Annotated in this window: 20 protein-coding genes; 5 read left to right on the top strand and 15 right to left on the bottom strand. The window is 69.9% G+C overall.

Annotation, left to right across the window (positions count from 1 at the left end; genetic code table 11):
- Positions 1–130: 130 nt before the first annotated feature.
- From G5B46_RS12495 to G5B46_RS12440, 12 genes are all read right to left on the bottom strand, one after another.
- Positions 131–847: an NTP transferase domain-containing protein gene (locus tag G5B46_RS12495; protein ID WP_165259084.1), complete on the bottom strand. Its 717-nt coding sequence runs from the start codon at positions 845–847 to the stop codon at positions 131–133.
- Positions 848–856: 9 nt separating this feature from the next.
- Positions 857–1,858 (bottom strand): ELM1/GtrOC1 family putative glycosyltransferase, encoded by a 1,002-nt coding sequence (locus G5B46_RS12490; RefSeq protein ID WP_165259083.1) that lies wholly within the window; start codon positions 1,856–1,858, stop codon positions 857–859.
- A 97-nt stretch (positions 1,859–1,955) separates the two neighbouring features.
- Positions 1,956–2,429: a transcription elongation factor GreA gene (gene greA / locus G5B46_RS12485; RefSeq protein ID WP_165259082.1), complete on the bottom strand. Its 474-nt coding sequence runs from the start codon at positions 2,427–2,429 to the stop codon at positions 1,956–1,958.
- A 154-nt stretch (positions 2,430–2,583) separates the two neighbouring features.
- A complete protein-coding gene (locus G5B46_RS12480) occupies positions 2,584–4,197 on the bottom strand; it encodes a methyl-accepting chemotaxis protein (protein WP_165259081.1) in 1,614 nt (537 codons plus the stop codon).
- On the bottom strand, positions 4,194–4,550 hold the full coding sequence (locus tag G5B46_RS12475; RefSeq protein WP_240903458.1) for a hypothetical protein: 357 nt from the start codon (positions 4,548–4,550) through the stop codon (positions 4,194–4,196). Before G5B46_RS12475 ends, G5B46_RS12480 begins: the two co-directional genes overlap by 4 nt.
- Before the next feature lie 145 nt (positions 4,551–4,695).
- Complete coding sequence (locus G5B46_RS12470) at positions 4,696–5,361, bottom strand: glutathione S-transferase (protein WP_165259080.1); 666 nt, start codon at positions 5,359–5,361, stop codon at positions 4,696–4,698.
- A gap of 63 nt (positions 5,362–5,424) precedes the next feature.
- Positions 5,425–6,516: an HPP family protein gene (locus G5B46_RS12465; protein ID WP_165259079.1), complete on the bottom strand. Its 1,092-nt coding sequence runs from the start codon at positions 6,514–6,516 to the stop codon at positions 5,425–5,427.
- Entirely contained in the window at positions 6,513–6,794 is a 282-nt protein-coding gene (locus G5B46_RS12460) for a DUF1294 domain-containing protein (RefSeq protein ID WP_346764914.1), read from the bottom strand. Before G5B46_RS12460 ends, G5B46_RS12465 begins: the two co-directional genes overlap by 4 nt.
- On the bottom strand, positions 6,791–7,240 hold the full coding sequence (locus G5B46_RS12455; protein ID WP_165259078.1) for a hypothetical protein: 450 nt from the start codon (positions 7,238–7,240) through the stop codon (positions 6,791–6,793). Before G5B46_RS12455 ends, G5B46_RS12460 begins: the two co-directional genes overlap by 4 nt.
- 205 nt (positions 7,241–7,445) lie before the next feature.
- Positions 7,446–10,739, bottom strand: coding sequence for a carbamoyl-phosphate synthase large subunit (carB, locus tag G5B46_RS12450; RefSeq protein ID WP_165259077.1), 3,294 nt, complete (start codon positions 10,737–10,739; stop codon positions 7,446–7,448).
- Positions 10,740–10,885: 146 nt separating this feature from the next.
- Positions 10,886–12,070, bottom strand: a complete 1,185-nt coding sequence (locus G5B46_RS12445) for a patatin-like phospholipase family protein (protein WP_165259076.1) — start codon at positions 12,068–12,070, stop codon at positions 10,886–10,888.
- Between the two features lie 151 nt (positions 12,071–12,221).
- On the bottom strand, positions 12,222–12,431 hold the full coding sequence (locus G5B46_RS12440; protein ID WP_058346787.1) for a cold-shock protein: 210 nt from the start codon (positions 12,429–12,431) through the stop codon (positions 12,222–12,224).
- A gap of 279 nt (positions 12,432–12,710) precedes the next feature.
- Between G5B46_RS12440 and G5B46_RS12435 the strand changes: the two genes are divergently transcribed.
- Together G5B46_RS12435 and G5B46_RS12430 are read left to right on the top strand one after the other, a co-directional pair.
- Complete coding sequence (locus G5B46_RS12435; protein WP_165259075.1) at positions 12,711–12,911, top strand: hypothetical protein; 201 nt, start codon at positions 12,711–12,713, stop codon at positions 12,909–12,911.
- A gap of 101 nt (positions 12,912–13,012) precedes the next feature.
- Positions 13,013–13,159, top strand: coding sequence for a hypothetical protein (locus G5B46_RS12430; protein ID WP_165259074.1), 147 nt, complete (start codon positions 13,013–13,015; stop codon positions 13,157–13,159).
- Positions 13,160–13,164: 5 nt separating this feature from the next.
- Here the strand turns inward: G5B46_RS12430 and G5B46_RS12425 are convergent, their stop codons facing one another.
- The 3 genes from G5B46_RS12425 to G5B46_RS12415 all read right to left on the bottom strand — a co-directional run bounded on the left by G5B46_RS12425 (position 13,165) and on the right by G5B46_RS12415 (position 15,751).
- Positions 13,165–14,193, bottom strand: a complete 1,029-nt coding sequence (locus G5B46_RS12425; RefSeq protein ID WP_346764913.1) for an alpha/beta hydrolase-fold protein — start codon at positions 14,191–14,193, stop codon at positions 13,165–13,167.
- 92 nt (positions 14,194–14,285) lie between these two features.
- A complete protein-coding gene (gene pgsA / locus G5B46_RS12420; RefSeq protein WP_165259072.1) occupies positions 14,286–14,903 on the bottom strand; it encodes a CDP-diacylglycerol--glycerol-3-phosphate 3-phosphatidyltransferase in 618 nt (205 codons plus the stop codon).
- Positions 14,904–15,082: 179 nt separating this feature from the next.
- Entirely contained in the window at positions 15,083–15,751 is a 669-nt protein-coding gene (locus G5B46_RS12415) for a phytanoyl-CoA dioxygenase family protein (protein WP_165259070.1), read from the bottom strand.
- A 169-nt stretch (positions 15,752–15,920) separates the two neighbouring features.
- On the opposite strand from G5B46_RS12415, the gene G5B46_RS12410 reads away from it, so the two are divergent.
- From G5B46_RS12410 to G5B46_RS12400, 3 genes are all read left to right on the top strand, one after another.
- Entirely contained in the window at positions 15,921–16,664 is a 744-nt protein-coding gene (locus G5B46_RS12410) for an SDR family NAD(P)-dependent oxidoreductase (protein ID WP_165259069.1), read from the top strand.
- A gap of 177 nt (positions 16,665–16,841) precedes the next feature.
- Positions 16,842–18,119, top strand: coding sequence for an MFS transporter (locus G5B46_RS12405; protein ID WP_165259067.1), 1,278 nt, complete (start codon positions 16,842–16,844; stop codon positions 18,117–18,119).
- Positions 18,120–18,279: 160 nt separating this feature from the next.
- A complete protein-coding gene (locus G5B46_RS12400; protein WP_165259066.1) occupies positions 18,280–19,956 on the top strand; it encodes a sensor histidine kinase in 1,677 nt (558 codons plus the stop codon).
- Positions 19,957–19,969: the final 13 nt, after the last annotated feature.

The following is a 19,969-nucleotide window of genomic DNA, read 5'->3' as shown; positions in this document are numbered from 1 at the left end:
CCCCTGACCGGAGGCCCCTCAAAGCTGGCGCGAACCGGTGGAGCGGTCGCGGCAGCAGCCTGGGGCCGCTTTGCCGAATACTTTGTTAACCCTGTCCTTAAGGGATGCGGCGCGATTGTCGCACCCGGCTCTAGGCCCGTCGGTCGCCGCCGTAGTTCAGCAGGTCTTCCCGGCCTTTCACGAAGGCGCGGACGTCGTCGGAGGTGAAGGCCCGGTTGTTCGGATAGAGCGCGTCATAGACCGCCGCCACGAAGGCGTAGTCGTCGGGCCGGTCGACGGTCCAGCGCACGTCGCCTTCGCCGGGCGCGTCGGGCAGCCAGGCCAGGTTCCAGCGGTCGGGATTGTTCCAGACGTCCCAGGTGACGTGCTCGCGGGCCTCGGGACTGTCGGCCTGCGCGGCGGCGCGGCGCAGCCCCGAAGCCGTGATCACCTCGACGTCGAGACCCTTAGGGTAGGCCGCGCCTTCGGGGCTGTTGCTGGTGTAGTCGGCTCCGGACGACAGGTGCAGGTCGATGGTGGCGTCGATGACCGTCGGGTCGGCCAGCGGGCAGTCGGCGGTCAGGCGCACCACGTGGTCGGCCGGATGCGCGTCCAGCGCGCCGACGAAGCGCTCCAGCACATTGGCCAGCGGACCGCGGTGCACGGCGACGCCGTCCTTGCGCACGGCGGCCTCGATGGCGTCGTCCAGCGGATCGGTGCTGGTGGCCACCACCAGCTTGTCGATGCGGCGCGAGCGGGAGACGCGTTCGATCTGGCGGATGATCATCGGCGCGCGGACGATCGGCATCAGCACCTTGCCCGGCAGGCGGGTGGAGCTCATGCGGGCTTGCAGGACGGCGAGGATCATCGCGGAAGGCTAGGCCTTGGCGTTCCGGGCGTCCATCCGCGCCAGCACCTCGGCGGCGGCGCGGCCGGTCTCGTCGACCGGCTCGTAGGTCCAGCCGTGGAAGGCCCCGCCGTAGGGGCGGGCCGCGCCCTGGCGCTCCAGCTCCTCATGGAAGAGGCGGAACTTCAGGCTGTGGCCTTCCATCTTGAGGATGAACACCGGCTTGCCGGTCGAGGCGGCCTCGGTGGCCATGTTGGTCGAGTCCTCGCTGACGAGGATGTAGTCGGCCGCGGCCAGGAAGGCGAAATAAGGGTTGGGGCCTTCGCCGTCCCAGATGATCCCCGGCAGGTCGCGCAGGCGGGCGGCCAGCAGGGCGCGGGCCGGCTCGGGCGTGCGCCGCGAGAAGGTCATCAAGAGGCTGCCGCCTTCCTGCTCCAGCGGCAGCTGGATCTCGTGCGCCATCTGCGCGGCGCGCTCGACCGAAAGGTCGAAGGCCTTGGACTTGCCGCCCAGCAGCACCGCCACGCGCGGACGGGGCAGGGCCTCGATGACGTCCTTGAACTTGTCGTACTCGGCGTCGAGACGGGCCTGCGACACGCGGTGGGGCGAGCCCGTGATCGGCACGACGTTGTCGCCGGTCAGGCGGTCGTGCTTGGGCGGGATCACCAGGTCGAACATGTGGGCCGGGACGCGCGGGTCCTGGATCTGCACGACATAGGTCTTGCCGCCCGACCATTTCTTCAGCCGGATCGACAGGGGCAGGGTGGCGCGGCCGGCGGCGACCCACAGGTCGGGCCAGGGCGGGGTGATCTCGCTTTCCGGCGTCAGCCAGCGGCGCGGCAGCCAGACGAGCCACCAGGGCAGGCGGCTGGTGCGGCCTCTCCAGCCCACGCGCTTGACGACGATCCTGGCCGGTCGCTTGCGCGCGATGGCTTCGGCCAGGCCGACGGCCTGGGCCTCGATGCCGGCGCGACCGTCGGAGACGGCCCAGATGGTCAGCGGTTCGGAACCTGGCGTCTGATTGGCGCTCATCGCTCCAGCCCTCAAAACGGCGAACGCCGCGGAACCACCCTGAACGGGCGACTCCGCGGCGATTGGCCGGACTTTATGGCGGGGTCAGGGCCGAAGCCTAGACCCACTCGACCTTAAGGATCTCGTAGGCCTTCACGCCGCCGGGCGTGTTGACCTCGACCACTTCGCCGACTTCCTTGCCGATCATGGCGCGCGACAGCGGCGAGCTCAGCGAGATGCGGCCCGACTTCACGTCGGCCTCGTGGTCGCCCACGATCTGGTAGCGGGCTTCTTCTTCGGTGTCCTCGTCGACCACGCTGACCGTGGCGCCGAACTTGACCTGCGAACCCGAGAGCTTCGAGACGTCGATGACCTGGGCGCGAGCGATCTTGTCCTCGATCTCGGCGATCTGACCTTCGATCCAGCCCTGGCGTTCCTTGGCGGCGTGGTACTCGGCATTTTCCGAAAGGTCGCCGTGCGAGCGCGCCTCGGCGATCGCGGCGATCACGGCGGGCCGTTCGACCGTCTTCAAACGCTTCAGTTCTTCGTCGAGGGTTTGATAACCCACGACGGTCATCGGCACTTTTTCCATAGTGGATTTTAGCTCGGTTCGCCCTAAGGGGAGGAAGACTTCCAGTCGCTGGCGAGCGCGACCGGGGGCTGAGAGGATAGGCGCCGCATTCCGGATAAGCAAGTCTCACGCGCCGCAACGGTTGCGTGGTCAAGCTGACGGCGGCGACAGGTCCTCAGGCCCGCTGCAGACCGCGCGTCGAAGTCCCCGCCAGGCGATCGCCGGGCAGCTGGAACTGGCCGACCAGACGGGCCAGCTCGCCGGCGTCGTCGTTCAGCGCGTGGGTGGCGGCGGCGGTCTCCTCGACCAGGCCCGCGTTCTGTTGCAGCACCTGGTCCATCTGATTCACCGCCGTGTTGACCTGGGTCAGGCCCTGGGCCTGGTGCTGGGCGCTGGCGGCGATCTCGGAAACCAGGCCGTCGATCTCGGCGATCTGCGAGACGATCCGTTCCAGCGCCTCGCCGGTGCGGCCGACCAGTTCGACGCCTTCGCCGACCTGGCGGGTCGAGGTGGTGATCAGCTGCTTGATCTCCTTGGCGGCCTCGGCCGAACGCTGGGCCAGGGCCCGCACTTCGGAGGCGACCACGGCGAAGCCCTTGCCCGCCTCGCCCGCGCGGGCGGCTTCGACGCCGGCGTTCAGGGCCAGAAGGTTGGTCTGGAAGGCGATCTCGTCGATCACCCCGATGATACGCGAGATCTGGGTGGCCGAGGTTTCGATCGCGCCCATGGCGTCGACGGCCTCGCCGACCACCTCGCCCGAGCGGCGGGCGTCCTCGCGGGCCCGGGCCACGACGGCGGCGGCCTTGCGGGCGCCGTCGGCCGTCTGCCCGACGGTGGCGGTGATCTCGTCCATGGCGCTGGCGGTCTCGGCCAGGTTGGCGGCCTGCTGCTCGGTGCGGCGCGACAGGTTGGCGGCCGCGCCGGCGATCTGGTCGGAACCGTTGCGCACGCCCGAGGCGCGCTCGTCGATGATCGCCAGCGCCCCGGCCAGCTTGCCGGCGGCCTGGTTGAAGTCGGCGCGCAGCTGCTCGTACGATTCGGAGAACTGCTCGACCAGCCGCACCGAAAGGTCGCCCTTGGCCAGGCGCGACAGGCTCTGGGCCAGAGAGTCGACCATGTCGGCGCGCTGGCGCTCGGCGGCGGCCTGGACGGCGGCGTGGGCGATGCGACCTTCCTCTTCCGAGCGGCGGGCGCTGTCGGCGGCGGCGTCGGCCTCACGGGCCTCCTGCATGGCCGCCTCGGCCTTGGCGCGGGCCCGCTCGGCCAGGCCGATGACGCGGTGGATGCTGAAGGTTGCGGCGATCAGGGCGCCGGCCTCGACGATCAGGATGACGGCGTGGACCAGCACCCGGCCAAGGCTCGCCGAACCTGGGAAGACGGCGGTCGGCAGCAGGTAGCTGAGCGCGAGGTGGTGGACGGCGACCGTGGCGGCCGCGGCGGCGATGACGGTCCAGTCGCAATAGACCACGAGCAGGGCCAGGGCCGCGAAGTAGGCCATGTGCATGTCGATCTGCCAGCCGTGGCCGCCGAGGGCGGCGACCAGCAGCGAGACCTGGGCCATCAGGGCCACGCCCGACAGGATCCGGCCGGTGGCGGTTTCGCCGCGGTGCAGGACGGCCCCGGCCGCCAGGGCGGCGACCATGGCCGCGGCCACGGCGACGCCCAGCACCGGCTCGCCCACCAGGAAGCGGGCGGCGACGACGATCGGCGCCATCAGGGCGGTCAGCAGCAGGATCAGGCGGCCGCCGGACCGGCGTTGCGCGTCGAGGTTCGAGGGCTTCGTGCTCATGGACGGGGCTCCAGGACGGTCTTGGCGCAGACGCCGGCGGTGTCGGGGTCGAGCAGGACGATGGCGCCGGCGGCGCGGAGGCGCTGACCCAGCGTGGCCGGATCGCCGCGCAGGATCAGGACGAAGGGAACCGCGCCGGCGCCGGCGATGTCGCCGGCCGAGGTGGCGGCGCCGGCGGCGCGGGCCGGCGTCCACCAGGGCGGGAAGACGGCGGCGACGCGGCCCGGGTCGCGCGGCGAGGCGCTGGACAACGTTACGACCAGTAAAGTGACGATGATCGCGGAGGTTGCGGTCAGTGTCCGACCCAGGGCGTGAAGCAGATCACGCCAGGTTCGAACACGCGACAGGGACAAACTCGATCTCCGGGCAAGCTGAGCCATGGATCGGCGGCTTTCAGGGAGAGGTTTTGCGCCTCCGTGGTGTGCGAAGTCTTAAGATCGCGGCCGAGCGTCGCCGTGTCGCAGGCGCAAGCTCGGCCGTGAGTTGCAGGGCGCTGTTCTAGTCGGCGTAGGCGTACTCGCCGCCGCGTTCGAGGGCCGTGCGATAGGCGGGGCGGGCGTGGATCCGGTCGAGGAAGGCCTTCACCTTGGGGCGTGAGCCCGCGCCGGCCCGCGACACGGCCGCTTCCAGCGGGAAGCTCATGATCACGTCGGCGGCGGTGAATTCGGAACCGGCGAACCACTCGGACTTGGAAAGCTCGCCGTTCCAGTAGTCGATATGGCTCTTCAGCTGCGGGTCGACGAAGCCCGACTGGGCCTTGGCCGCGATGGTCTTGACCAGGCCCTTCAGCAGGCCCGGCGCGCGCGCGGGCAGGGCGGTGAAGACCAGCTTCAGCAGCAGCGGCGTCATGGCCGAGCCCTCGGCGTAGTGCAGCCAGTAGGTGAAGCGAAGGCGCTCGGGCGTGCCGGCCGGCGGTATCAGGCGGCCGTTCCCGTAGGTGTCGAGGATGTACTCGATGATGGCGCCGGTCTCGGCGATGGTCTTGTCGCCGTCGGTGATCACCGGCGACTTGCCCAGCGGGTGGATGGCCAGCAGTTCGGGCGGGGCCAGCATGGTCTTGGCGTCGCGCTCGTAGCGCCTGACCTCGTAGGGAACGCCCAGCTCCTCCAGCAGCCACAGCACGCGCTGGCTGCGCGAGTTGTTCAGGTGGTGGACGACGAGCATGGCGTTTCCCCTATCGATTTGTCGCCAGGATGGCGCGGCGACGCGTGCGTCAGTCAAGCCTCGTCAGAGCACGCTCTCGACGATGTGGGCGCGATAGAGCACGGCGATCAGGTCGGTCTGGGTGATCACGCCCACCAGTTTGCGGTCGCGATCGACGACCATGGCCTCGTGGGTCTGGCCGGTGGAGAGGATCGGCAGCAGGGCGGCGATCGGCGTGCCTTCGCGCACGCGGTGGACGAACGGGTCCAGGGCGGCCTCGACGGTGCGGCGGCGGTTGGCCTGCAGCTCGGCCCGCCGGGCCATGCCGATAACGCGGCCTTCCTCGTCGACCACCGGGGCTGCGCGCAGGTCGTGGCTCTGCAGGAACGCCAGGGCGCTTTCGGCCGACTGGGCGCGGTCCAGGCGAATGACGTCGCGCGACATCACCTCGCCGCAGCGGATCTGCGAGTGCAGGCGCTGGTGGGCCTGGATCTCGACCTCGCGGAACAGGACGTCGAGGTCCTCGCGGCTGACGTCGAGCAGTTCGCCGTAGCGGGCCAGGGCCTTGTCGAGGTCGCCGGCGTCGTAGCCGATGCGCGAGGCGGGCAGGGGATCGGCCGTACCGTGGGGGCTGGGCGGCGGGGCCGGCGCCTTGTGCGGATAGGAGCGGCCGACCAGGCGGTTCCAGACCATGCCGGCGGCGACCAGCAGCACCGAGTCGACGGCCACCGGATTGAGCGCGAAGAGATAGCCGGCCTTGGTCACGGCCGGCCCGCCGATGACGGTGATCAGGGCAACCGCGCCGCCGGGCGGGTGCAGGCAGCCCAGCAAGATCATGGCGGCGATGGCCAGCCCTACGGCCAGAGGCGCGGCGACCAGCGGGTGGCCTGGCAGCAGCAGGGCGACCGTGATCCCGATGAAGGCCGAGACGATGTTGCCGCCGATCACGCCGCGCGGCTGGGCCAGGGGGCTGGCCGGCACGGCGAAGACCAGCACCGCCGAGGCGCCGATCGGCGCGACCAGCAGCGGATGCAGCCAGTCGCCGCCGCCGACCGCCAAGCGTCCCAGCACGCCCGCGAACAGCAGGCCCAGCAGCGCGCCGCCGCCGCCTTTCAGCGCATCGACGGGCCGGGGCGGGGTCTTGCCCCGGAGCAGGGTCAGCAGGCGCTGGGTCATGAGGCGCGATAGGCCAGGACGCCCAGGCCGGCGACGGTGCAGGCCTGGGCGAAGACGATCAGGGTCAGCCAGGCGCCGAACGGCTGCTTGCGGGTCTTGTGGCGCAGCCAGCGCTGGGCCAGCAGCGCGCCGGGCGCGGCGCACAGGGCGGCCGACAGCAGCAGCACCCGCTCGGGCACGCGGCGCTCGCCGTGCACGGCGGCGGCCTTGTCGTGAGCGAACAGCAGGAAGCAGAACAGGTTGGCCGCCAGCAGGGCCAGGGTGAGGATCAGGGTCACCGCGCGATCTCCGCCGGCGTGTGCTCCAGCGGCGCGAGGTCGGGGGCGACCCAGCCGCGGCGGGCCTCGACGGAGAACAGCCGCTCGCGCGACCAGAAAGCCAGCGGCCAGGCCTTGTCGCCCAGCGGCGTGGCCAGCAGGCGGGCGGCCGCTTCGCCGTCGTCGAGCCCGGCGGGCAGGGCGGCGACGAAGCCCCGGATGGCGGCCAGATAGGCCTGGGTGATGGTCTCGTGATAGCCGCTCGTGTCGTCGTTCACGCCGCCGACGGCCTCGTTGTAGGCGCGGATGACGCCGGGCAGGTCGCGCTCGAGACCGTCGTTGCGGGTGCGGACCAGACGCAGGGTCGCGACCAGGTGGGCGGCGTGGGTCCACTCGGCCTTGGGCAGGCTGGCGTCGAGCAGGCGCTCGGCGAGACGGGCGACGTTTGCGGCGGTGTAGGCGGTCATGGCGGCTTCCGGCTGGGAGACGTCTGTAGGTGAGGCGCGCAGGCGAGGGAAGGGACTGCTGGGCTCGGGGGCGCACTGACGTCACCAGACGCTTCCCCCTCCGGCCCTCCGGGCCACCTCCCCCTTCAGGGGGAGGATCTCGGAAACGAAAAAGCCGCCCGGATCGCTCCGGGCGGCTTGTCGTGTCTCAAAGACGGTGCGTCGCTCAGGCGTAGCTTTGCAGCGGGCGCACGTCGAGCGACTCGGCCGGGGCGCCGGCGATGGCCTGGGCGGCGGCAAGGGCGCCGGCGCTGGTGGTGTAGTAGGGCACCTTCATCATCAGCGCGGTGCGGCGGATGTCGAAGCTGTCCTCCAGGGCCTGCTTGCCTTCGGTGGTGTTGAACACCAGCTGCACGCCGCCGTTCTTCATCACGTCGACGATGTTGGGACGGCCTTCCAGCACCTTCTTAACCAGCTCGACCTCGACGCCTTGTTCGGCGAGGTAGGCGCGGGTGCCGACGGTAGAGATCACCTTGAAGCCGGCCTGCTGAAGCAGGCGAACCGGTTCGACGATCCACGGACGGTCGCTTTCCTTGACCGACACGAACGCGGTGCCGGCGGTCGGCAGCTTCACGCCGCCGCCCAGCTGGCTCTTGGCGAAGGCGCGGGCGAAGGCGGGACCGAGGCCCGTTTCGCCTTCACGGATCCAGTCGAGGCCCATGACCTCGCCGGTCGAGCGCATTTCCGGGCCGAGCACCGTGTCGACGCCGGCGAAGCGGGCGAACGGGAAGACGGCTTCCTTGACCGCGATGTGGTCGTAGGGCTCGTCCTTCAGGCCGAACTCGGCGAGCTTGGCGCCGGCCATCAGCTTGGCGGCGATGGCGGCCACGGGCTGACCAATGGTCTTGGCCACGAACGGCACGGTGCGCGAGGCGCGCGGGTTCACTTCCAGCACGTAGATGCGCGGGTTCTCGCCGTGCGGCTCCTCGATGGCGAACTGCACGTTCATCAGGCCGCGCACGTTCAGGGCCAGGGCCATCTGCACCGTCTGGCGCTTCAGCTCCGCGATGGTTTCGGCCTTCAGCGAGAAGGGCGGCATCGAGCAGGCCGAGTCGCCCGAGTGGACGCCGGCTTCCTCGATGTGCTCCAGCACGCCAGCCACGAAAACGCTCTCGCCGTCGCACAGGGCGTCGACGTCGACCTCGGTCGCGCGGCTCAGATAGTGGTCGAGCAGGATGGGGTGCTCGAGCGAGATCTCGCCGGCGCCGGCGATGTAGCGCTCCATGGCCTCGTGATCACGGATGATCTCCATGCCGCGACCGCCCAGCACGTAGGACGGACGCATCACGAACGGGAAGCCGATCTTCTCGCCTTCGGCGCGGGCCTCGTCCCAGCTGCGGGCGATGGCGTTTTCCGGCTGGGCGATCTGCAGACCGTTCAGCAGTTGCTGGAAGCGCTCGCGGTCTTCGGCCAGGTCGATGGCGTCGGGGCTGGTGCCCAGGATCGGCACGCCGGCCTCTTCCAGGGCGTGGGCCAGCTTCAGCGGGGTCTGCCCGCCGAACTGCACGATGACGCCGGCCAGCTCGCCCTTGCTCATCTCGACGTGCAGCAGCTCCAGCACGTCCTCGGCCGTCAGCGGCTCGAAGTACAGGCGGTCGGAGGTGTCGTAGTCGGTCGAGACGGTCTCGGGGTTGCAGTTGACCATGATCGACTCCACGCCGATCTGGTCGAGCGCGAAGGCGGCGTGGCAGCAGCAGTAGTCGAACTCGATGCCCTGGCCGATCCGGTTGGGACCGCCGCCGAGGATGACGGCCTTCTTGCGGTCGGAGGGCTCGCTCTCGCACTCGGGAACTTGGCCCAGGGCGCCGAACTCGTAGGTCGAGTACATGTAGGGCGTCGAGGCCAGGAACTCGCCGGCGCAGCTGTCGATGCGCTTGAACACCGGGCGCACGTTCAGGGCCTGGCGAGCGGCGCGGACGGCCTTCTCGGTCGAACCCGTCAGCTTGGCCAGACGGGCGTCGGAGAAGCCCTGGGCCTTCAGCTCGCGGAAGCCCTGGGCCGTGGTCGGCAGGCCGCCGGCGCGGACCAGGCCTTCCTGGCGAACGATCTCGGCGATCTGGCGCAGGAACCACGGCTCATAGCTGCAGGCGGCGTTGATCTCTTCCACGGTCAGGCCGTGGCGGAAGGCCTGGGCGATGACCCGAAGACGATCCGGGGTCGGCACGCCCAGGGCGCGGATGACCGCGGCCTTGCCGGTGTCGGGATCCTCAGCGCCGTGGATCTCCACCTCGTCGAAGCCCGTCAGGCCGGTCTCCAGGCCGCGCAGGGCCTTCTGGGCGCTTTCCTTGAAGGTGCGGCCGATGGCCATCACTTCGCCGACCGACTTCATCGCGGTGGTCAGCAGGGGCTCGGAGCCCGGGTACTTTTCGAAGGCGAAGCGCGGGATCTTGGTGACGACGTAGTCGATCGACGGCTCGAACGAGGCCGGGGTGGCGCCGCCGGTGATGTCGTTCTTCAGTTCGTCCAGCGTGTAGCCGACGGCCAGGCGCGCGGCGACCTTGGCGATCGGGAAGCCGGTGGCCTTCGACGCCAGGGCCGACGAGCGCGACACGCGCGGGTTCATCTCGATGACGACCATGCGGCCGTCGGCCGGGTTCAGCGCGAACTGGACGTTCGAGCCGCCGGTCTCGACGCCGATCTCGCGCAGCACGGCGATCGAGGCCGCGCGCATCCACTGGTATTCCTTGTCCGTCAGGGTCAGGGCCGGGGCGACGGTGATCGAGTCGCCGGTGTGGACGCCCATCGGGTCGATGTTCTCGATCGAGCAGACGATGATGCAGTTGTCCGCGGTGTCGCGGACCACTTCCATCTCGTATTCCTTCCAGCCCAGGACGCTTTCTTCCACCAGCACTTCGGTGGTGGGCGACAGGTCGAGGCCGCGTTCCACGATCTCGCGGAACTCTTCCATGTTGTAGGCGATGCCGCCGCCGGTGCCGGCCAGGGTGAAGGACGGACGGATGATCGCCGGCAGGCCGACGAAGTCCAGGCCTTCCAGGGCTTCTTCCAGGGTGTGGCAGGCGCGCGAGCGGGGCGATTCCAGGCCCAGCTTGTCCATGGCGTCGCGGAACTTCTGGCGGTCCTCGGCCTTGTCGATGACCTCGGCCTTGGCGCCGATCATCTCGACGCCGAACTTCTTCAGCACGCCGGACTCTTCGAGGGCCAGCGCGGTGTTCAGCGCCGTCTGGCCGCCCATGGTCGGGAGCAGGGCGTCAGGACGCTCCTTCTCGATGATCTTGGCGACCATGTCGGGGGTGATCGGCTCGATGTAGGTCGCATCGGCCACGTCCGGATCGGTCATGATCGTGGCCGGGTTCGAGTTGACCAGGATGATCCGGTAGCCTTCGGCGCGCAGCGCCTTGCAGGCCTGGACGCCCGAATAGTCGAACTCGCAGGCTTGACCGATGACGATCGGGCCAGCGCCGATGATCAGGATCGAGGAGAGGTCGGTACGTTTGGGCATGGCTAACTCGCGCAAAGACACGGTCGCGCACATCCGCGCGCCCGCTGTCGACCATCTTGCAGGTTAAGCCGCCCCTTTAGAGACGGAGTCAGGTCGGCGCAACCCCAGAGTCGGGGAGTCTGGAAAAGCGCTGTTAGCGGTGTGGCTTAACGCCCGCTCTTGGCCGGCGGCGCGGGTACGACCGGAGGTTCGGCGGGGGCGGCCGCGACGCTCCAGGCCCAGCCGGCGACGGCGCGGTCGTAGCCCATGCGGAACAGGGTCTTGCGGTTGCCGGCGGCGAAGTCGAGGCCCGAGGTGTCGGCCTCGGCGGCGTCTGGAATGGCGCTGTAGAACAGCTGGCCGCCGTTGCGCTGGGCGAAGCCGGCGCTGGCGGCCAGGTGGGTGCGGATCAGGGCCTTGCTCATGGTCTGCCACGAGCGGCCGACGATCGACAGGGCCCCGCCCTTGGTGAAGCCGAAGACGCCGCCGACCTGGCCGTTGACGACCACGAAGATCCGCCCCGGCTTGGCCGTGCCGCGATCGGCGGTCCACAGCAGGAGCGACTCGGGAGCGACGAAGAACGGGATGGTCACCCCGCCGTCGACATGCATCTCCGACAGCCGCCGGCCGTGGCCCTCGACCTGGATCAGGGCGGGCGGGAAGACGCCGGGGATGCTGGCCGAGGCCACCAGCACGTCGCGGAACAGCTCGCGCGAGGCCTCGTCGCCCTTGGAGGCGATGGCCCCCATGTCCCAGATCACCGTCTCCTCGGTGTCGAGGTTGGTGGTGGCGATCAAGAGGCGCCGGCCGCGGGCATGCTCGGCGGCGATGGCCTGCATCATGTTGGCGTCGGCGTACTTGTCGACCAGGCCGCGCAGGGCGCCGCTGTCGTAGAAGCTGGGATGGAACAGCACGCCCAGCCCGCGCGGCTGCAGGATCCGGTCGGCGGCGTCGCCGGTGTAGACCTCGGCCAGGCGATCGTCCCAGGTGGGGCCGAGGAAGGCGAAGGGGGCGGTGAGGGCGCCGGTCGAGACGCCGGTGACGATGTCGAACTCGGGCCGCTCGCCGGTCTTGGTCCAGCCGGTGATGACCCCCGCGCCGTAGGCCCCGTTGGAGCCGCCGCCCGACAGGGCCAGGACGTCGAAGGTCTGCTGGTGGCGGGCGCGGTTGCGGGCGGCGTCGGCGAAGCGGATGCCCGCGGCGCTGTCGCTGGCGTTGAAGCGGATGTCCGACAGGCCGGACGGCGGCGGGCCGGCCAGGTCGCTGGCCTTGAAGGCGTCGCGCGACACCGAGCCGCAGGCGGCCAGGGTCATCAGGGCGAGGGCGGCGAGGGCGAGGCGGATCGGACGCATGTCGGGCCGGAGGTGTTCGAACGGCGCGAACCTAGGCGTGGCCGGGCCCCGCGTCCACTCAATGGCGCGTTTGATCAAAGTGCGGTCCAAAAACGCAAAACGGGCCGGCGGTGAGCCGGCCCGTTCGCGGGTCGCTTGTGCAGCGCGGCCTTTAGGCCGACTGCAGCTGGCCGGCCGAGACCTTGCCGCTGCGGCGGTCTTGCTCGAGCTCGTAGCTGACCTTCTGACCTTCGTTCAGCGAGGTCATGCCGGCGCGCTCGACGGCCGAGATGTGCACGAAGACGTCGTTGCCGCCGTCTTCAGGCTGAATGAAGCCGAAGCCCTTGGTGCCGTTGAACCATTTCACGGTGCCGATAGCCATTGGGGTAGTCCTTTAGATCGTAGTGCAGGGCGCCTCGCGGCGTATGCCGGGAAGCGATCAATTTCGTTGGAGGTCGGAGGGCTGGCCCGGGGCTTCTTCAGAAAGAAGCGTGGAATAGCGGATCGAGCGGCAGCGAATTCGATGACGGTCTTCTAGAAGCTCATCCCGCCAATAGCAAGCGGAACATCGATATTTTATTTTTTTGAGCTGAAGCATCACCTTCAAAGCACTTCGGGCGTTGTGGTTATCAACGTCGCAGAATTCAAATGGAGCGTGGCCATGACGCTGATCGACCGCATCCCCAGCCTCAGGGACGCCGAACTGGCGCAACTGCTGAGCAACGTGCGCCGCCTGGACGTCAGCGGCACGCCCGAGGAACGCCGGCGAGCGGCCGAGGTTGCGCCGCACCTGGAGCGCGAAGCCTCCCGCCGTCGCGAGCGGGTGCTGATGGCGCGTCGCGCGGCCACTGCGCGCTTCTAGGCCCACGCTCATAGGTAGGACGCCTTAAGCATCGAAATCGCCTTGATTGGTTCGATATTGCGAGTCACTCTCAATAACGACCTTGAGTCCTGGAGGCGATCATGGTGTTGCGGATGACGGGGACGCGCTGGCTGGCCCTGATGATGCAGGCCGAGCGGGCAGGCGGCGAAGACCGGCCCGACAGCGAATGGCTGATGTACGGGCCCTCCGAGGAAGACGACGACGGCGAGATCATCGCGGGCGAGTAGGGGGCTCACCCCGGCTCGAACGCCAGCGTCCGCGCGAAGAACGGCAGGGCGCGGGCCTCGACGCGGCCGTCTTGCGTCCAGTGCCGCTCGCCCCACCAGCCGCGATACTCCTCGGCCTCGTTGGGCACGCCGAACTCTTCCAGCAGGCCGGCGAAGGCGCGGTTGGCGACCACGTGGTCGGCGTTGCCGTCGAAGCGGCCCCAGTCGAACATCAGGCCGCGCAGGCCCTTCAGGTCGGCGGCATGGGCCGGCAGCAGGCGGTCAAGCAGGAAGGCGTTCTGCAGCTTGGCGGTCAGGACGGGATCGGTGGCCAGGCCCGCCCCGCGGCCGCTGGCCGGCAGGTCGGCATAGAACGGGGCCTTGTCGAGATTGGGCAGGAAGGCCTGGTACATCCCCAGGAACACTCGCGAGAAGCCGTCGTCGCCCAGGTCGTCGAGCGACCTGGCGGCCGCCAGGCGCTCGAAATTGGGGCGCGAGTTCATGGTCTGCAGGCCCACGCCCGTGCCCACCGGATGCAGGGCGTAGACCGCGCCGAACACGCCGGGCGCCACCATGGCCGTGCGGATCGCGCCATAGCCGCCCATGCGGTCGCCCAGCAGTCCGCGCGAGGCCGGGGCGGGCAGGGTGCGAAAGCGGCCGTCGACCGCGTCCACCAGGTCCTTGGCCAGGAAGCCCGTCCAGTCGCCGGTCACCGGCGAGGTGGCGTAGAACGAACTGCCGGCCGGGGTGGAGAAGTCGGCGCTGACCAGGATCAGGGGCGGGACCGATCCGTCCGCGATGGCCCGGTCGAGCACGGCCTTGGCCCCGTCGCGCTCGAAGATCGCGCGATGGCCGTCGAACAGGTTGGGCAGGAAGTAGACGACCGGATAGCGCCGCGATCCAGCCTCGTAGCCGTCGGGCAGGTAGGCGGTGACTTTGCGGATCAGCGCGACCCCCGCCTTGTTGCCGTCGAAGCGCCGCGAGGCGACCTCGAAATCCACCAATCGCCCCTCGGCCCGCGCCGTCAGCGGCGCGAGGGTAAGAAGGAGCAACACAACGCACAGCACGCCACGCATCGCACCACCCCCGTCGCAGGTGTTGGGAGAGCGATGTTCTTCCTATGCGTGTGTCGGATTTGCGGCGGCGCTCAGGTCAGGGCCTTGCGGGCGGCTTCCCAGTACTGGGCGCCGGTGATCAGGGTGACGATCGCGGCGACGCCGAGCAGGCCGTGGACGGCCCAGGAGACGGGCTCGATGATCGCCGGGTCCTGCGGCAGGTTGAACGCGCCCCAGGACACCACCACCAGCTCGCCGCCGATGGCCACCAGCTGCAGGGTGGTCTTCCACTTGGCCAGCAGGGTGACGGGCAGTTTGATCCCCTTGCCGGCGCCGACCTCGCGCAGGGCGCTGACGGCGAACTCGCGGAACAGGATCAGGCCGGCCGGCAGGATGACCAGCGGGTTGGGGCCCAGGGCCATCAGGCCCAGCAGAGCGCCGCAGACCAGGATCTTGTCGCCGATAGGATCGAGAATCGCGCCCCAGATGCTGACGGCGTCGAGCTTGCGGGCCAGCCAGCCGTCGAAGAAGTCGGTGACGGCCGCGATCACGAAGGCCCAGAACGCCCAGCGCTGCAGGGAGAACTGCTGGTCGCCCGTCAGTTGCTCGCTGAGCCAGGGCACGCCGCCGGCGGCCGTGGCCAGGGCCACGAACATGAACAGGGCGATGACCAGGCGGGCGGAGGTCAGGATGTTGGGCAGGGCTTTCATGGCGCCGTTCTAACGCATGAGCGCGGGAGAGGGCTATGGCGCATGCGCGCTCATGGCCAAGGCTTTCGTCTCAAGTAGAAGGCCGGGATTCATCAACACTGACCCTTCTTCCCGAGCTTGCCCGCTTTCACGGGGAAGGACGGGTCCGGGGCCGGTCGTCGTATGGATGTCGATCCGTCCTAAGGCGTGAAGAGCTCGCCGTTGTCCATGCGCACATCGCGGATGGCGCGATAGGCGTCCTGGGCGTTTCGTTCGCGCTCGGGCAGGAAGTTCAGCAGCAGCGAGCGCCGCCGCGCGCCGGAGGCGTTGCGGGTGGCGCCGTGCAGCAGGTCGGCGTCGAACACCAGGATGTCGCCCGCCTGGCCGGCCAGGGTCAGGGACAAGGTCTCGTCGGGGTCGCCCTGATCGAGCGCGCGGGGCACCACCCGCGTGGCGCCGTTGTCGGGACCATAGTCGTCGAGAAAGATCATGGCTGACACCGCGTGCAGGCCCGCGCCGTCGCGATGCAGGGGCTGACGCCCGGCGCCGGGCAGGGGCTCGCGGCCCTCGACCTGGGCCAGGAAGAAGGGGCCGCCGAGCATCCGCCCCGCCGCCGCCAGCAGGGCGGGCAGGCGGCAGGTCTCGCGCACCGTCGGGTTCAGGTCGACCAGGGCGTGGCGCCAGCCGGGCGCCTTGGGAACGCCCCACTGATCGCCGGTCCCGACACCCGCCTCGAAGGCGCGGCGCAGGGGCTCGCGCCAGGCCTTAGGCGTCGCGCCGCGCAGCAGCAGATACCCGTCGCGATCGAGGAGGGCGGCCTGTTCGGCCGACGGCGAGCCGACCCTGGTCGGTGTCAAAGCGGTGCACATCGCGCTTGCGTAGAGCTCAACCCTGGGGCTCGCAAGGCTGGCGCACACGTCAGACGGGCCGGGAGCGGGGGAGGGGAAAAATGGGCGGCGGTGGTGGTGGCGCTCGGAGGCGGCCGCTCCCAGATAGGGTACGGGGCGTATAATGTAACACCAAGTGGAGTAGAGCCTCATGAGCACGGAATTCGCGAACAAGGTCGCCCTGGTCACCGGCGGCGCCTCGGGCATCGGCGAGGCGGTGGTGCGCGAGCTGGCGGCCGGCGGCGCCAAGGTGGTGATCGCCGACTTCAACCTCGAGGCGGCGCAGACGCTCGCCAAGGAGGTCGGTTCGGCCAGCGCCTTCAAGGTGGACGTCGCCGATCCGGCCCAGGTCGAGGCCATGGTCAAGTTCGCGGTCGACACCTACGGCGCCCTGCATCTGGCGGTGAACAACGCCGGCGTCGGCGGCCCCAACCTGCCCACGGCCGACTACCCGCTGGACCAGTGGAAGCGCGTCGTCGATGTCGACATGAACAGCGTGCTCTACTCGATGAAGTACGAGATCCCGGCCATGCTGGCGGCCGGTGGCGGCTCGATCGTCAACATGGCCTCGATCCTGGGCACGCACGGCTGGGCGGGCTCGGGCGCCTATGTCGCCTCCAAGCACGCGGTGGTCGGCATGACCAAGACCGCCGCCATCGAGTACGCCCCGCAGGGCGTGCGCATCAACGCGGTGGGGCCGGGCTTCATCGAGACTCCGCTGATCCATTCGGAGATGACCGACGAGGCCCGCGCCGGCCTGATCGGCCTGCATCCGGCCGGACGCCTGGGCCGTCCCGAGGAGGTTTCGGCCCTGACCTGCTTCCTGCTGTCGGACCGCGCCTCGTTCATCACCGGCAGCTACCACCTGGTGGACGGCGGGTTCTCGGCCCGCTGAGGACACGGCCCCGCCGTTCGCATGGCGGGGCAATCCTCTTCCTTGAAACAAGGTTCACGCGAAGAAATCTCATTGGTTTTGGCGGATTTCCTGTTTGGCGCGGGTGATTTTCTTCTCTCGGATGGTTGACGTGGCGGGCGGGTAGCGCCAAGCCGTGGTCAAGTTTCCGAGGACGCCATGACCGCCAGCGCCGCACCGACCAGCAACTCCTCCCACCGCGTGCTGCTGGCCAGCCTGGTGGGCACGGCGGTCGAGTTCTACGACTTCTACATCTACGCCACGGCCGCCTCGCTGGTGTTCGGCCCGCTGTTCTTCCCGTCGCACTCGGCCTCGATGCAGCTGCTGGCCTCGTACGCCAGCCTGGCGGTGGCCTTCTTCGCGCGGCCGGTCGGAGCGATCGCCTTCGGCCACTTCGGCGACCGCATCGGCCGCAAGTCGACGCTGGTGGCTTCGCTGATGCTGATGGGCGGCTCGACCCTGCTGATCGCCTTCCTGCCGACCTACCAGATGGCCGGCTGGCTGGCGCCGGCGCTGCTGTGCGTGCTGCGCTTTGGCCAAGGCTTCGGCCTGGGGGGCGAGTGGGGCGGGGCGGCGCTGCTGGCCGTCGAGAACGCCCCTCCCGGCTGGAAGGCGCGCTTTGGCATGTTCCCGCAGCTGGGCGCGCCCGTGGGCTTCATCGCCGCCAACGGTCTTTTCCTGATCCTGGGCCTGGCGCTGAGCCCCGAGCAGTTCATGGCCTGGGGCTGGCGCCTGCCGTTCCTGGCCAGCGCGGTGCTGGTGGGCCTTGGCCTGTGGGTGCGGCTGAAGCTGACCGAGACCCCGGCCTTCGCCGCGGCCCTGGCCCACGAGCCGCCCCCGGCCGTGCCGCTGGCCGAGCTGCTCAAGCGCCATTGGAGGGAGACCCTGGGCGGCACCTTCGCGGTGGTCTGCTGCTTTGCGCTGTTCTACCTGACCACGGCCTTCGCGCTGGGTTACGGCGCCAAGACCCTGGGCTATGACCGCCAGCTGTTCCTGGCCGTGCAGCTGTTCGCCATCCTGTTCATGGCCGGGGGCATCGTCGCCTCGGGCTACTGGTCGGACGCCACGACGCCCCGGCGCGTGCTGATGGCCGGCTGCGCCATGACCGTGGCCGCCGGGGCGCTGCTGCCGGTGATGATGGGCGCCGGCTCGCTGGCCCTGATCTGCGCCTTCCTGTCGGCGGCCCTGTTCGCCATGGGCTTCGTCTACGGTCCGCTGGGCTCGTGGCTGCCCGAGCTGTTCCCGGCCCGCGTGCGCTACACCGGCGCCTCGATGGCCTTCAACATCGGTGGCATCATCGGCGGCGGCCTGACGCCGATGGTCGCCACCGCCCTGGCCGCGCAGGGCGGGCTGGTTCCGGTCGGGATCTACCTGGCGGTCGCCGCGGCGATCAGCTTCGTCGCCCTGGTGCTGCTGAAGACGCGCACCGACGCTTAAGGTCGGCGCATAACGCTGGTTTCTTACCGGGTGACAGGGGCGACGCATCGCGTAAGGTCGCGTCATCCGGGCAGGGGAGCATGGGCATGGCGGGGCTGACGAACGGCGCGATCCAAGGGGCTGTCCGCAACCTCCTGGCCGCCGCCGCGTAAATCCGCCCATGGCGTCCACTCCCTCCGAGACCCCGGCCACGTCGCACCGGGGCCTGCGCAGCTCGGTCCGCGGCCTGCTGGTGCTGCTGACCGTCAGCCTGCTGGTGCCGGCGCTCGCCGCCACGGCCCTGCTGCTGGAGCGCTCCAACCGCCAGAACCGCGACCAGCTGGAAGAGCAGTTGCTGGCCACGGCGCGGGCGCTGTCGGGCGCGGTCGACCGGCAGGTGGCCGAGGGCGTGGCCGTGGCCGAGACCCTGGCCACCGACCAGGCCCTGCTGAACGGCGACTGGAAGAACTTCTACATCCGGGCCAAGCGCGCCACCGGCAATCGGCCCGGCTGGGTGGCCGTGACCGCGGCCGACGGCCAGCAGGTGGTCAACACCCTGGCCCCCTGGGGCGCGGTCCTGCCCAAGACCCCGCCGCCGGCCTACATGGTCGCCGCCCGCGCGGCCGGCCGCACCCAGGTTTCCGACCTGCGCATGGGCGCGCTGGCCCAGCGCCACGTGATCACCGTCGGCGCGCCCGTGGACATCAAGGGCCAGCCCTACGTGGTCTCCTACGTGGTCGAGGCGGCCAGCTTCACCTCGGTGTTCCGCCAGCAGCGCGCGCCCGAGAGCTGGGTCGCCACCATCCTGGACAACCAGCGCAAGGTGATCGCCCGCTCGGTGCGCAACGAGCGCTTCACCGGCGCCAGCGCCTCGCCGGACATGACCCGCAACCTGGCCCGCTCCAACGAGGGGATCAGCAAGAGCGTGTCGCTCGACAACGTGAAGACCCGCGTGGCCTACACCCGCTCGCCCCGCACCGGCTGGACGCTAGTGGTGGCCATTCCCCGCGCCGACGTCGCCAAGGTGGGCGTGGCGGCGGCCTGGGGCACGGCGGCGATCTTTCCGCTGCTGCTGCTGCTGGGCGTGGGCATGGCGCTGTTCCTGGCCAACCGCATCAATCGCGAGGTGGTGGGCCTGGTCGAGGACGCTGGGGCGATCGGCGAGGGGCGGCCGCTGGATCCGGGCAAGCGCGGCGGTCTGGCCGAGATCGCCGTCGTGCGCGAGGCCCTGGTCGCGGCCTCGCACGAGCTGGAGGCCCGCGAGGCGCGCCAGGCGGTGATGATCAACGAGCTGAACCACCGGGTGAAGAACAACCTGGCCACGGTGCAGTCGCTGGCCCGCCAGACCTTCGCCAAGCTCGACGCCGACCAGGTGCGGATCTTCACCGAGCGCCTGGTGGCCTTCTCGGCCGCCCACGACCTTCTGACCCGCACCGGCTGGAACGAGGCCGACCTGACCGACGTGGCGGCCATCTGCGTGCGCGCCCACGGCGAGGGCATAGACGCCTCGGGGCCGAAGGTGGCGCTGAGCCCGCACGTGGCGGTGTCGCTGTCGATGGTGCTGCACGAACTGGCCACCAACAGCGCCAAGTACGGCGCGCTGTCGGCGCCGGAGGGGCGGGTGAGCCTGCGCTGGAGCGTCGACCAGGACGCCAGGCAGCTCCGTCTGACCTGGAGCGAGAGCGGCGGTCCGGCGGTCAGCCAGCCCGAGCGGTTCGGCTTCGGGGCGCGGCTGATCGAGAACCTGACCCAGCGCGAACTGAAGGGCCGCTCGCGCTTTGACTTCCATGCCGAGGGCCTGGTGTTCGAGGCCTGGCTGCCGCTGGCCTCGGTGCAGCGCTGGAGCAACGACTTCTGAGGCGCCGCGGAGG

This window comes from Caulobacter sp. 602-2 (assembly GCF_011043625.1).
Classification (GTDB): Bacteria; Pseudomonadota; Alphaproteobacteria; order Caulobacterales; family Caulobacteraceae; genus Caulobacter.
The sequence above is the reverse complement of the archived record's forward strand: the minus strand, read 5'-3'. Positions and strand labels throughout refer to the sequence as shown.